At 42.5% G+C, this 12465-nt stretch carries 13 protein-coding genes; 2 read left to right on the top strand and 11 right to left on the bottom strand.

Features of this window, described 5'->3' with window-relative positions; all coding sequences use genetic code 11:
* Window positions 1-46 precede the first annotated feature (46 nt).
* The 7 genes from MAMMFC1_RS00665 to MAMMFC1_RS00695 all read right to left on the bottom strand — a co-directional run bounded on the left by MAMMFC1_RS00665 (window position 47) and on the right by MAMMFC1_RS00695 (window position 6242).
* Window positions 47-1012: a UbiD family decarboxylase gene (locus tag MAMMFC1_RS00665; protein WP_126305640.1), complete on the bottom strand. Its 966-nt coding sequence runs from the start codon at window positions 1010-1012 to the stop codon at window positions 47-49.
* Window positions 1005-1874 (bottom strand): aspartate aminotransferase family protein, encoded by an 870-nt coding sequence (locus MAMMFC1_RS00670; RefSeq protein WP_232035773.1) that lies wholly within the window; start codon window positions 1872-1874, stop codon window positions 1005-1007. The genes MAMMFC1_RS00665 and MAMMFC1_RS00670 overlap by 8 nt, the downstream gene beginning before the upstream one ends.
* A gap of 147 nt (window positions 1875-2021) precedes the next feature.
* Entirely contained in the window at window positions 2022-2399 is a 378-nt protein-coding gene (locus tag MAMMFC1_RS00675; RefSeq protein ID WP_126305642.1) for a hypothetical protein, read from the bottom strand.
* Between the two features lie 29 nt (window positions 2400-2428).
* Window positions 2429-2908, bottom strand: a complete 480-nt coding sequence (locus MAMMFC1_RS00680) for a radical SAM protein (RefSeq protein ID WP_126305643.1) — start codon at window positions 2906-2908, stop codon at window positions 2429-2431.
* A gap of 117 nt (window positions 2909-3025) precedes the next feature.
* Window positions 3026-3643 (bottom strand): hypothetical protein, encoded by a 618-nt coding sequence (locus MAMMFC1_RS00685; RefSeq protein ID WP_232035593.1) that lies wholly within the window; start codon window positions 3641-3643, stop codon window positions 3026-3028.
* Between the two features lie 307 nt (window positions 3644-3950).
* Window positions 3951-5303 (bottom strand): TrpB-like pyridoxal phosphate-dependent enzyme, encoded by a 1353-nt coding sequence (locus tag MAMMFC1_RS00690; protein ID WP_126305645.1) that lies wholly within the window; start codon window positions 5301-5303, stop codon window positions 3951-3953.
* 69 nt (window positions 5304-5372) lie between these two features.
* Window positions 5373-6242 (bottom strand): AraC family transcriptional regulator, encoded by an 870-nt coding sequence (locus tag MAMMFC1_RS00695; RefSeq protein WP_126305646.1) that lies wholly within the window; start codon window positions 6240-6242, stop codon window positions 5373-5375.
* A gap of 329 nt (window positions 6243-6571) precedes the next feature.
* Between MAMMFC1_RS00695 and MAMMFC1_RS00700 the strand changes: the two genes are divergently transcribed.
* Window positions 6572-7372 (top strand): alpha/beta hydrolase, encoded by an 801-nt coding sequence (locus MAMMFC1_RS00700; RefSeq protein WP_126305647.1) that lies wholly within the window; start codon window positions 6572-6574, stop codon window positions 7370-7372.
* A gap of 80 nt (window positions 7373-7452) precedes the next feature.
* On the opposite strand, the gene MAMMFC1_RS00705 is transcribed toward MAMMFC1_RS00700, so the two are convergent.
* From MAMMFC1_RS00705 to MAMMFC1_RS00715, 3 genes are all read right to left on the bottom strand, one after another.
* A complete protein-coding gene (locus MAMMFC1_RS00705; RefSeq protein ID WP_126305648.1) occupies window positions 7453-8502 on the bottom strand; it encodes an ABC transporter substrate-binding protein in 1050 nt (349 codons plus the stop codon).
* Between the two features lie 19 nt (window positions 8503-8521).
* Window positions 8522-9292 carry an ABC transporter permease gene (locus MAMMFC1_RS00710; protein ID WP_232035594.1) on the bottom strand — a complete coding sequence of 257 codons (771 nt, stop codon included), beginning with the start codon at window positions 9290-9292 and terminating at the stop codon, window positions 8522-8524.
* Window positions 9293-9436: 144 nt separating this feature from the next.
* On the bottom strand, window positions 9437-10222 hold the full coding sequence (locus tag MAMMFC1_RS00715; protein ID WP_126305650.1) for an ABC transporter permease: 786 nt from the start codon (window positions 10220-10222) through the stop codon (window positions 9437-9439).
* 351 nt (window positions 10223-10573) lie between these two features.
* Here MAMMFC1_RS00715 and MAMMFC1_RS00720 point away from each other — a divergent pair, with 351 nt between their 5' ends.
* On the top strand, window positions 10574-11212 hold the full coding sequence (locus MAMMFC1_RS00720; RefSeq protein WP_126305651.1) for a response regulator: 639 nt from the start codon (window positions 10574-10576) through the stop codon (window positions 11210-11212).
* Window positions 11213-11398: 186 nt separating this feature from the next.
* Here MAMMFC1_RS00720 and MAMMFC1_RS00725 read toward each other — a convergent pair whose 3' ends face one another.
* On the bottom strand, window positions 11399-12436 hold the full coding sequence (locus tag MAMMFC1_RS00725) for an ABC transporter substrate-binding protein (protein ID WP_126305652.1): 1038 nt from the start codon (window positions 12434-12436) through the stop codon (window positions 11399-11401).
* Window positions 12437-12465: the final 29 nt, after the last annotated feature.

The following is a 12465-nucleotide window of genomic DNA, read 5'->3' on the forward strand; positions in this document are numbered from 1 at the left end:
TGGTCACCTCCACAGTAAGTATTATTAGTAAAATATTTAGTATGCATCATTCGACTTCATAATTGGAAAAACCGTAATCAGTCCAATTCGATAACACCTTTTCCTGGATTTCTTTTGGCCACAACGAGTCAAATGAACCTTTTTGGGGAATATAATCATTGTTCCAATCACTGGGCCAAGTACAATCAAAAATTACCGTTGTACACTTCCGGTTCTTTTTTTCCTCAGGATAAAGATATGGCGAAAGCGGGAAAACCACAGTTGACGGGAAAAAAACCACCCCTTTCTGGGGATGACATTTCGTGGCGAAACTCCATAAAACCTTGTTCGTATCGGTGGGATCAATATCACTGTCGACTACTAAAATTTTCGGCAGAAGTGTACCTATCTTGGTAGACCAAATTGTCTGCCCAATATCTTGAATGATATCATTCCCCTGATAGGCCTTTTTGTCAACGGCGATAATAAGTAAATGAAGAGCGGCAATTGGCGGGATATAGGTCATAATCACAGGGATATTATTTTGCCGTAAAACACATAAAGCATCTGCGGCCAGAGAGACACTCATGCAAAGATGGTCATCAACTGGTTCTCCAGGACAAACTACCGTCAATATCGGATCGTCCCTATGGGTAAGAGCTGATACATGAAAAACAGGCTGTTCTTTCCTGGTTGAAGTCATATAACCAGTATATTCACCAAAGGGCCCTTCGGAGCGTGTTTGATCAATGTCAACCGTCCCTTCAATAACAATTTCTGCATTATGAGGTACGAATAAATCTACAGTCTCGCCTTTAACAACTTCCAGAGGTTTACCCCGCAATCCACCTATAACATCGGCTTCGTTTATTCCTGCTGGAATTGCCATAGAGGCAACGAGCGGTATTAATGGGTCGGTTCCAATCGCAATTGCAAACGGCATTGGCTTCCCAATTTCTTTCCATTGGGCAAAATGCATGCCAATGTGCTGAGTAGGTACTATTAATCCGCCTAAGGTTAGGCTATCATGCAACCTTTGTTAATATATTTTCACTTATAAAAACATCTAAAACGCCAATTCCTGCGGCACAGGCCAAAGGGTTGCCACAAAATGTTCCACCGTGAAGATCCTCAGGAAAATCAATTAGTCTTGTAAACATTCCTCCCGCTGGAATCCCGCCACAGATTGTCTTCGAGGCTACCAGAATATCTGGTGTTATTTCAAATTTCTGAAACGCAAAATAATTTCCCGTTCGTCCAAAACCGCACTGGCATTCATCAAAAACCAGCATAATCCCTTTCTTGCTCGCAATATCTCTCAAACTTTTTAAAAACTTATAAGGAAAAATAATAACTCCACCAGCCCCTTGAATTGGTTCAATAATTATTGCCGCCGTATTTGAGGATATATTCTCCTGTACAGATTCAATTGTAGGTTCACAAATTGTGAAATCCGGAACAAGAGGATAAAAGGGAGCCCGAATTTTTTGGCCATCTGTTGCCGAAAGAGCACCCATGGAACGACCATGAAATCCGTTACTAAATGATAAGATTTCCGTTCGCCCGGTATGTAGCCGGGAAATTTTAATAGCTGCTTCAATAGTTTCTGCTCCTGAGTTAGTTAAAAATACGGTATCAAATTCGGGTAGTATTTCGCCCAATCTGTTTACATATTCTTCCTGGATCGGCATACGTATCTCATTAGTAAAATGGATCATTCTTGAAGCTTGCTGCTGGATGGCTTTCACAATAATCGGATGGCAATGACCTAAGTTTGCAGTACCCCGTCCACAAATAAAATCAATGTATTTTTTCCCACTATCGTCAAAAAGAAGTGAACCTTCCGCCCTGATAACACATAACTCTAGTTTAGGATTTGTATTGGTAAAATGCATCTTTTCCACCCTTCCGATCATGATTCCGTTATCGCCCTTTTTATTTTTAGTGTGAAAAAAGCGATCTTGTATTACAGAGCTATATCGAAATATCTCTAATGTTTGGGTTTGGGTTTAGGTATTGAGATATGCGGAAAAATTTATTGATTAAAAACAGATTTCTTCCGGCATTATTTTCCGATTAACCGGTTTTTCCTTAGCCGACATTCGTCTTTTCATAGCCTCTTTATAATTTTCTAAATCAATGAATGTCTGGGTATCCTGAAGTTTTTGTATTAAATTATGTAAATCATTAATATTTCCAATGGCTGTAGTTCGATCTGCTGAAAAAAATGGTAACACATCGCCATCACTATTAATATGTAAGGCAAATCCTTCATTATTATTTAATTGGATTCTTTCAAATTTTAAATCACTTTCATTAACAGTAACATTATCGATAATTGATATATTTTCATATCTACATTGTGCATCGGAAATAACGGTCCTTAAATATTCTTTCTCCTTTTCCCCAAGTAACTCCATGGAATTATCAAACGCTCGCCCGGAAAGTACTAAAGGATTAAGAGTGAATGTATAATAGGACGAATAGTAGGAATATGCTTTTTTGAAACAACTATAATCAATTCCGGCAAGATCTTATACTCAGCCAGTAAATACAATCCATTCAAAGTGGCTTCAAATTCATTCTTTTCATTAATTGTGTGAAGAGTAACAAACAATTGCAATCCAATATATTCTTGCAACCTTTTTACAATTTGGCGATCTAAAAGACTTGCATTGGTAAATATCCCGGTAGTCATTCCTTTCCTTGCTGCATACTCGATAATTGAGAATATTTCGTTGCCATATATAAAAGGCTCTCCGCCATCCAAGCGAATTGCTTCAAGAGCGTATTCGCTAAAATTTTCAAGAATTATTCTTACTTCTTCAAAAGGAATCTTTTTTCGTTCTCCCGGATTTCCTCTACAGTATTTGCAAGTAAAATTACAAAGCGTAGTCAGAGCAATATCTAACCGTTTAATTTTTATCATATTAGCTCCTTTCGTTTATTATTTAACCCAAAGTGTAACGGAAATTTTAGTGGAGAAATAACGCATTACGGATTACATATTAGAAATCAGACCCATTCCAGTTGAGAAGATGTCTTTTTAACTGTAAACCTTTTGTAGTTCCATTTCTGCATCAGGAGCAACTAGTTTGACATAAGAGTGTATGTCGGATAAATGGTTAATAACCAACCCATGGGAAATACCTGGTGGCGCATAAACTATAAAAACAGCTTTTTGAGTGCCGGGCACGATTCGGGTACGTAAATCAGGACCGTGTATAATGCTGGAGATAATCCCGTCTGTATCGGCAATCATCATATCACCGGGTTTCACAATTTGCTCTTTTTGGTTAATTAAAATATATTTTTCCTCACCCGCGGCTACATCAAGTTTTAAAGGGAGTTTAAGCGCGTCATAATCATGCCCCGCGGTTAATAGACAATTTTTTAATTCCGCCATAAACATAGCTTCAACCAGTCCCGCGACGCGAGGAATGCCTTTACCTTTAAAAATAACCGATTCTAGTTGTTGCAGTACGTGGTAAGTTTTAGTGTACCGCTTATAATAATCGCTGTACGCCTTGATTGGAGTATGTCTGGATAATTCTTCTCTACTGGAAAATCTTGTCCGCAACTCGCTTTCTAACTCTCTCTTACTACTCTCCAATACTTCCGATACTTCCGATTGCCCTGGATTAAGGACATTGCGCAGAACCATACAGCCTACACTGGCCTCGGGATATGTCTCTTTCCACATCTCCGTCGCGTGCAACATATTAACACTCCTTTCCGTATAATTGTGTGAGGTATACCTGCTCCTAAAGGGTTAGAATCTATATACACTATTTTCATTTTAAAACCCACCAGAAAAAAATCTTGTACAAAATTGCTATTTGTTATTTTCTGGTATGATGAATCCTTTTCATAGAGCATTTCGTTTCTCACTGAGTCAACTGAGAAATAAAAATACCTCTAAATCATAAAAAAGCTGATTTAGAGGTATTGGATCTACAAAACATCACTATCTATATTTCAGGCAAACTGATCATGTTGGCTTGAAGCGGCTGTTCATCGCCAGGTACTTCCATTTTACCGCTGATATAATTATCATAAGCCGTCATATCGAAATGACCATGACCGGATAAGCAGAACAAAATAGTTTTACTCCGTCCTTCCTCTTTAGCTTTAAGCGCTTCAACAATTGCTCCTTTGATAGCATGAGACGATTCCGGCGCTGGAATAATCCCCTCGGATTTGGCAAACAGTACCGCTGCTTCGAATACTTCAGTTTGATGATATGCCTGGGCTTCAATAAATCCGTTGTGATACAACTGGCTGACTAATGGTGACTCTCCATGGTAGCGTAGTCCGCCGGCGTGAATACCGGGCGGCATAAAATTATGGCCCAGTGTATACATTTTAGTAATAGGCGTTAATTTACCAAGATCGCCATAATCATAAGCAAATACACCGCGTGTCAGCGTTGGACAGGCTGTTGGCTCAACTGCTACAGCGCGAATATTTGTGCCAGTAAATTTATCTTTAAGAAATGGGAAAGCAAGGCCCGCGAAATTACTGCCGCCACCGCAACAACCGACTACTACGTCTGGATATTCTCCTACTTTCTCAAGCTGTTTTTGGGTCTCCAAACCAATAACTGTCTGATGAAGTATGACATGGTTCAGAACACTGCCCAACGCATAATTGGTATCCGGTCGGCTGCTCGCGTCCTCAACTGCTTCGGAAATAGCTAAGCCTAGGCTGCCCAGTGAATCTGGGTCAAGGGCTAGCATGTCACGACCAGCCTGAGTGCGGTCTGACGGACTGGCGATAACTTCAGCTCCGTAAATTTGCATGAACGAACGACGATATGGCTTCTGATTATAACTAATTTTTACCATATAAACTGTGCATTCCATATCATAAAAACTGCAAGCCAGGCTTAGAGCGCTCCCCCACTGTCCGGCTCCTGTTTCAGTCGCTAATCGTTTTATACCGGCAGTCTTGTTATAATATGCCTGCGGCACGGAGGTATTGGCCTTATGACTGCCTGCCGGACTAGCACCTTCGTATTTATAGTAAATTTTAGCCGGTGTGTCTAAAGCCTTTTCTAGTTCATAGGCTCTAATAACCGGGGTTGGCCGCCAGATACGATATTTGTCGATAATCTCTTGGGGAATATCAATCCAGCGTTCCACACTAGCCTCTTGTTTAATCAGTTCCAGCGGGAAAATCGGCGATAGATCCTCTGGTGTCACAGGTCGTTTGGTCGTAGGATGGAGTGGCGGTTCCAGCTTACAAGGCATATCAGCCTGAATATTATACCATTGGCGGGGGATTTCCGATTCGCTGAGTACAATCTTTTTGTCTGATTTCATGTATATCCTCCTCGTATTCATCCAAATCAAGTTCTGTGTAAAAGTATACCTGTTCCAAATGTGCAAGGTCTAAATATACATTTTCAACTTGGTCGAAGACAATTCTTGTGTAAATTTCCTATATTTATTAGGTGTAATCCCGATAATCTCTTTAAAATGTTTAGAAAAGTGGCTTTGATCTACAAATCCCACTTCATGAGCAACAAAGGCAGGGGAAAAACCTCGAACAAGAAGCTTCTTAGCTCGATTAATTCGAACTTGTTTAAGGTAGAGATGCGGCGGAACTCCAACACATTCCCGAAAAACCCGTATTAGATGAAAAGGACTAAGACCGCAAAGCTTAGCTAAAATCTGAATAGAAATATTTTGGGTATAATTATCTTCAATATATTCCCGCACCCGGTTAACTGCCTGATTCTCTTTACCTAAACGCCGCATGCTTAAAGAATCGTTGGCATGACGCAAAATACACATAACAAGCATTATTAAAAGATGTGATTCCTGCTCAATTAATGGTATGTCAGGTTTCTCTAATAACAGATGAAGATTCCTTATTACACCGGCCAGATAAGCATCTTTTATAACGCCGGCGCTAAAAAACGGAACTCCTTTTGTACTGCCGGAAATCTCAAACGCAGCTTGTTCCAGTAACTTCGGTTCAAGATAAAACATCCGGTAGGACCAGCCTGTGTCCGATGCAGCATGCCCATCGTGAGCTTCACCCGGAATAACCAAGTTGATATACCCGGAAGGAGCAATCAGCTTTTCCCTCCGGTAGAAAAATTCAAGCGCGCCACGCTCAATGACACCAATTCCAAAACCCTCATGAATGTGTTTGGAAAAGGAATGCCTGATATATGTCGCGCATAGTAATTCCAGGTTATTTAAATGCGGCATTACCCAGAACTTTACTGTTTCTTGCGGTTTAGCACTACACATTTGAATCTCCTTTATAATCAATATTACATTCAGTGAATTCGTTATGGATTGAAATTTCTTCCTGTCAGATATCTTCCTAATAAATATTCTCGTTTGTCAGTTAATTTATAATCCATTTGTTTCCAAATATCTCGATATTAAGATAGCACAGAACACCATTTTAATCAACTATTAAGTTTATATCGACAAACGCCGAAGATCTTGCTATAATTAGTTTATTAGCAAAATTAAATAGTCTAGGCTAATTAGAAAACTAAAGGCCAAAAAGCGACTTAAGTCGTTTTTTGGCCTTTTAAGTTTATTTCGCTATTTTAAGGAGGAATAAGGATATGAAACATCATGAATGGATAATCAGCCAGAATCGCAAACTATCCGCCATGATTCATGTGAATACTTTCACGGTACGGCAGACGCCTCTGGTCATCTGCTGCCATGGTTTTACCAGCGAAAAAGTCGGCACCAATCAGTTAATGCTTCATCTGGCAAATGCAATTGAAGCTGCCGGATTGCTGGCTGTCCGCTTTGACTTTGCCGGTTCCGGCGAAAGCGACGGCGATTTTGTCGCCGATACAACGATAAAAAGCTGGCGGGAAGATTTGCGCAATGTTGTTGATTGGGTAAAAAGCCGTCCGGCATTTGACAGCCTGCCGCTCTATTTGCTGGGCCATAGCCTGGGCGGTTTAATTGCGCTCAGTCATGAAGATGACGGCATTGCCGGCCGGATTGCATTAGCGCCGGTGACTCACCCTGTTGAAAACTTTCAAAACATTATATTGGGACCTGACTTATGGCAGCGTTCTTTTAATGGCCACACAGTCGCCAATTTTTTAAGCAAAGGATTTAGCATCGGTCCAAACTTTGTCAATGATTTAGCTGAAAACCGCTACGATCTATCAGCGCAAGCCTGCTCTCACCATTCACCTCTGCTTATTGTCCACGGCAGCCAAGACGCCGTAGTGCCGCCATCAGGCTCAGAAATTTTTTATGAAAGATACCACGGTGAAAAAGAACTGACCCTTATGGAAGCAGACCATGTGTTTACTGGAAAGCATGAAGAGCTTACAGCTTTAGTAACCGGGTGGTTAGCAAAACAAAAGAACAAAGTGGGCACTTTATGCAGAACACACTAATTTAAAACCAAAAAACAAAAATGGAGAACTTACCAATTGGTTTGGCAAGCTCTCCATTTTTATTTTTTGGTGTTGTCAATTTACAATGTCTTGCCGGCATTGACGGCACTGGAAATGACAAGATCTGAAGGTTTGACTTTTCCTTTGGGAATCACATTGGAATTTTCCAGATCTTTAATCCAGGGAACAATCAGGGACTCATCGATTTCAGTACCAGCTGCAAAGTAGTGGGTGGCGTTAACCGGCACCCCAATCCAATCCTCAGTAATTTTCCGGGCCTCTTCCGGATGCTCATTCGCCCATTTTTGCGCCTTGACAATTGCCCGCGAGAATTTTTTGACAGTCTCAGGGTTTTTGGCGATAAAATCCTCGTTAAAAACATAGTAGGTTATGCCGCCGGCAACCGTAATTTTGGCGTCCAGACTATCGGCAATTTTGACCATACCGGCTTCTTCCATCGACTTATAAAACGGCGGATGCACGCCGGCTACGGCCACCAGTCCCTGTTTCAAAGCTTGAACAGCCTGAATGTCCGGCATGGTAACCCATTCAATTTTATCTCTGGCTACCCCTTGATTATCGGCGATATTATTTGCCAGGAAATCGGCGCAAATATTAGTAGTTATGGTAGAAAACTTCAACTGCCCCGGTAGTTTGTTCAGGTCGGCAAAAGAATGAATATCCGGATTATTTTTGGGATTTACATACCAATTCATATGGCGCAGCTTGGGATCCTGATCCGGCAACGGATCAATCCCGCCTGTAACCACCCCTTTGATCTTGGCGCCGCCGGCTATTGCCACTGCCATCTGGTTGGGATGAAAGCCACCGCCGATATCATTGTTGCCGTTGAGAACCGACGGAATCTGTTGAGCTGGCTGCGTATCCCCCGTAAAAACGATCTCCAGTCCTTCTTCTTTGAAAAACCCTTGCGTCACACCCACAGCAAACGGTGTGGAGCCGCAATCCTTTCGCGTCCAGGTTTTAAGGGGAATCAGCCCCTTATCTTTAGCGGTTGCATCACTGACAGTCTGTCTATTGCCAAGATTGGCGCCATAGGCAACAGCGCCTAAAATGGCCACACTAACCAGACCTATTATAATTTTCTTCACAGTTTTTTTATCAGCCATACTACTCTAGCTCCTTATTTTAATATTCAGGTGTATTTTCTTTCCAATTGATTAATCTGCGTTCCAGCTTGCTAAACACGAAATTGAGTAACAAGCCTAATGTGGATATGGTGACGGTCGCCGCAAACAGCCTGGGAATTTGATAATTATTTTGGGCATTCCATACCAGCCAACCCAAACCGCTGCTGGCGCCAATCATCTCGGCGGCGATGAGCATAAAGAAAGCCACGCCTGAGCTCATTTTTATGCCGTGGAAAATACCGGGTAACGCAGCCGGAAAAATGACCTTAGTAAATAAGGCTGGGCCGCTTACTCCCATGGAACGGGCCGACTTGAGCAGCAACGGTTCCACCCCTTTTATGCCGGTAACGGTGTTGAGCAGAATGGGCCACAGGCAAACCCAAAAAATCATGGCGACTTTGGATACTTCGCCAATACCGAATAATAAGATGAAGACAGGAAATAAAGCAAAGGGGTTTACTTCTCCCAGCAGCCGTAAGACCGGGGTAACAATACGTTCAAACAACTTAAATGAGCCTCCCAGCAGGAAACCCAGAGGAACCCCAATGATAACCGCCAGTAAGAAACCAAAGAGCGCCCGGCCTAAACTAACTCCAATGTGTTTGGTTAATACCCCGCTGAGCAGAAGTTCCCAAACAGTGCTCAGCACCTCCGACGGCGGCGATATAAATGTATGCGGGACCCAGCCGGCACGAGGAGCGATTTCCCAAATAATCACAAACACGATAATGGATATGCCGTTTGTCAGCCCATTTGTCAGCCAGGACAAAATTTTTCCCGGCCATTTTTGTCTTTTTGAAGTGTTTACAACGTCTGCCGATGATTTTTTTAATGCCGCTTCTATGTTTTATCCCCCCTTTCCAAGCAGTTGACCTGCTTTTATAAATTACTGATTTAAGTAGTTCCGCTAATTTCAGGTGCTGGTTTCAGAATCCTGCCGCCAATCCACAACACTCTCTTCCAGCCAGTGCAGCAGGTAGTTTATTGCCATTCCCAAAAGAGCAATGGTGATGGTTGCCGCAAATAAGCGGGGAATTATATTATTCATGGCCGAATTGTGAATCACCCAGCCTAAGCCAGCGCTGGCGCCAATCATTTCCGCGGCGATGAGCATAAGGAAAGCATGGGAAGCACCAGTACGTACCCCGGTAAAAATAACCGGCGCCGTACCCGGCAAAATGACCTTGCGGAAAATGGTCATCCGGTCCGCCCCCATGGACCTGGCGCTTTTAATATACAGCGGATCTACCTGTTGAATCCCGGCAATGGTAGTAAAAAGCACCGGCCAAATGCTGGACCAGAAAATAATGCTTACTTTGGCAACTTCGCCTATACCGAAAAATAAGATAAAGATGGGAAACAGGGAAAAAGCGTTCACTTGCCCGAGCAAGCGCAACAAGGGCTGCATATGGCGGCCCAATGCCGGAAAAACTCCCCCCAGCAGAAAACCGAGCGGTACCGCCAGCGCGACAGCCAGCGCCAAGCCGATAAAAGTCCGCTGCAAGCTGGCTGCTATATGGATGAATAAATCCCCATTAGCCGCCAATTTTCCTGCAGCCAGCAGCACTTCCGACAAAGGCGGGATAAATTGTGCGTCAACCAAACCGATACGGGGAGCGATTTCCCACAAAAGGAAAAAAGCAATAATCCCGGACACATCAATCAACCACTCGATGAAACTATTTTGTGACTCTTTCATTAAACTCCCCCTCTAAGTATTTATAAAAACAAAAAAGGCCGGAAAGATATTCTCAAAGAGATACCTTACCAGCCTTTAGTTTTTAACTAATCAGCCTGGAAATAATAGATTATTAATCTCTTTTTAAATTACAATATCTTTGCAGAATTGTCAATAGGGTATTGTAAGTACTAGACAAAGCATACCAACAATACCAACAAAGTTTTTATTGACAAAACCATTATTGCAGGCTTACATTAAAATTATCTTAACATCCGCAAATACGCCGAGGCTGAACAGGTAAAATGACAGTCTGATTTTAGAGAAATATCTCTTTTCTATGACGATCCTGAGCCAAGAGAGGAAATATTGATGACAATTAAGGTGTTGGTGGTTGATGACCATTTTTTGTCGCGCAAAGGCATAACCAGTATGCTTTCAGCCCATTCCATGTTTGAAATAGCCGGCGAAGCAACTAACGGTCAGGAAGCTTTGGAAAAGGCCAAGGCTTTGATGCCGGACCTTATTTTGATGGATATCCGGATGCCGGGCGGCAGTGGCTTGGAAGCTACCCGTCTGATCAAAGAAGCAATGCCGTATGTAAAGATTGTTATTCTCAGTGTATCTGATGATGTGCAGGATTTTTTTGAAGCAATAAAAAAAGGGGCTCAGGGTTATTTATTGAAAAACATGGAACCGGAATACTGGTTAGACTACATTATCAGTATTGTCCAGGGGGAAGCGCCCATTTCCCGGATGATAGCCGCAAAAATTCTGCAGGAGTTTTCCGTCCAAAAAGTCGATTTAGCCGGCTATAAGTTATCTGAGCGGGAAAATGAGGTACTCCAGCTGGTTAGCCAGGGACTGGGCAACAAAGAAATCGGCGAAAAGCTTTATATCAGTGAAAGTACTGTTAAAAACCATTTACGCAATATTTTAGCCAAGCTCCATCTGCAAAACCGCATGCAACTCATCTCTTTTGCTTATAAAAACGGCCTTATTAACGATTAGGGTGATGCCCAATATATTGGCATGGAGGTCTGCTTGTGTTTTTAAACAGAGAAAAAAGCAAAGGCGCCGCTAAGCAGAACCTTTGCCTTGAGTATTTTCTCTGATCAGACTAGAATATCAAAAATTATTGACAGGCTGATTGCAGATTGGGCTTTATTGTTTAATTCACAGATGTCCCGGCTTCCCTTATTGGACTGCTACATTTTCAAATTCACGAGTGATAAGATCCGAAGGTTTTAACTGCCCCGGGGTAAGTCCTCCACTATTCTCCAGATCCTTAATCCATGGAGTCAGATCGCTTTCTTTTATTTCGGATGTAGTCGCAAAATAATGCACCCCTGTAACCGGCACGTTGATCCAATCCGCAGTCAGTTTCACTGCTTCCTGGGGATTTTCGTCGCTCCATTTCTGAGCGGCCACTATCGCTCTGACAAACTTTTTAACCGTTTCGGGATTGTTCTTGATAAAGTCATCTTTGAAATAGTACAGGCTGGACCCGGCTGATTCACCCAGTCCGGTATCGGTTGAATCGGCAATTAATACCAGTCCCGCGTCTTCTGCCGATTTGTAGTAAGGCGGGTGTACCTGGGCCACATCGAGAATACCCTGGCTGGTAGACTGAATGACTGCTATATCATTGGTAAAGGTAACCCATTCAAACCGGTCCCTGGGTACCCCTGCTTTATCCAGCAAAGTATTGAAAAGAAATTGGTTGCAGCTATTGGTAGTTCCGTCGGTTTTTATTTGTTGACCCGGTTTATAGTTTTTCAGATCGGCAATTGACTTAATACCGGATGCCGGGTTAGCATAAAATCTCATATGGCGAAATACGGGGTCCACATTAGCAGGAGGCTCAATCTGCTGCCTGGCGACTGCAGTTACGGCTGCTCCGCCTGCTTTGGCAATAGCCAGCATATTGGGCTGAGCTGTGCCGATGTCATTATTCCCGTTTAATACGGAAGGAAGAATCTGAGTTGCAATCAGTTCGCCGGTATATACAAGTTTTAGTCCTTCTTTTTCCAGGAATCCTTTTTTGTCAGCAACGACCCAGGCAGTTGAAGCGCATGTTTTGTAAGTTGGAACCCTGATTTCGATCAAGTCCTTCTTATCCGAACTGCTTAGCTGTACGGTTCCCTTCCGGGCGCCAAAACCTACGGCCACCAGCACGGCCAGAACCACCACGCCGACGATTGCCAATTTAATATTTCTCTTTTTGTCCGTCAAAATTATCCTCTCCTTTTACTTTATAAATT

Source organism: Methylomusa anaerophila (assembly GCF_003966895.1).
GTDB classification, from domain to species: Bacteria; Bacillota; Negativicutes; order Sporomusales; family Sporomusaceae; genus Methylomusa; species Methylomusa anaerophila.

What these genes read in the sequence shown, in the direction of transcription:
- MAMMFC1_RS00670 (WP_232035773.1), bottom strand. Translation starts at nt 1,874, where the DNA reads ATGCATTTTACCAATACAAATCCTAAACTAGAGTTATGTGTTATCAGG.
- MAMMFC1_RS00675 (WP_126305642.1), bottom strand. Translation starts at nt 2,399, where the DNA reads ATGGAGTTACTTGGGGAAAAGGAGAAAGAATATTTAAGGACCGTTATT.
- MAMMFC1_RS00680 (WP_126305643.1), bottom strand. Translation starts at nt 2,908, where the DNA reads ATGATAAAAATTAAACGGTTAGATATTGCTCTGACTACGCTTTGTAAT.
- MAMMFC1_RS00685 (WP_232035593.1), bottom strand. Translation starts at nt 3,643, where the DNA reads ATGGTTCTGCGCAATGTCCTTAATCCAGGGCAATCGGAAGTATCGGAA.
- MAMMFC1_RS00690 (WP_126305645.1), bottom strand. Translation starts at nt 5,303, where the DNA reads ATGAAATCAGACAAAAAGATTGTACTCAGCGAATCGGAAATCCCCCGC.
- MAMMFC1_RS00695 (WP_126305646.1), bottom strand. Translation starts at nt 6,242, where the DNA reads ATGTGTAGTGCTAAACCGCAAGAAACAGTAAAGTTCTGGGTAATGCCG.
- MAMMFC1_RS00700 (WP_126305647.1), top strand. Translation starts at nt 6,572, where the DNA reads ATGAAACATCATGAATGGATAATCAGCCAGAATCGCAAACTATCCGCC.
- MAMMFC1_RS00705 (WP_126305648.1), bottom strand. Translation starts at nt 8,502, where the DNA reads ATGGCTGATAAAAAAACTGTGAAGAAAATTATAATAGGTCTGGTTAGT.
- MAMMFC1_RS00715 (WP_126305650.1), bottom strand. Translation starts at nt 10,222, where the DNA reads ATGAAAGAGTCACAAAATAGTTTCATCGAGTGGTTGATTGATGTGTCC.
- MAMMFC1_RS00720 (WP_126305651.1), top strand. Translation starts at nt 10,574, where the DNA reads ATGACAATTAAGGTGTTGGTGGTTGATGACCATTTTTTGTCGCGCAAA.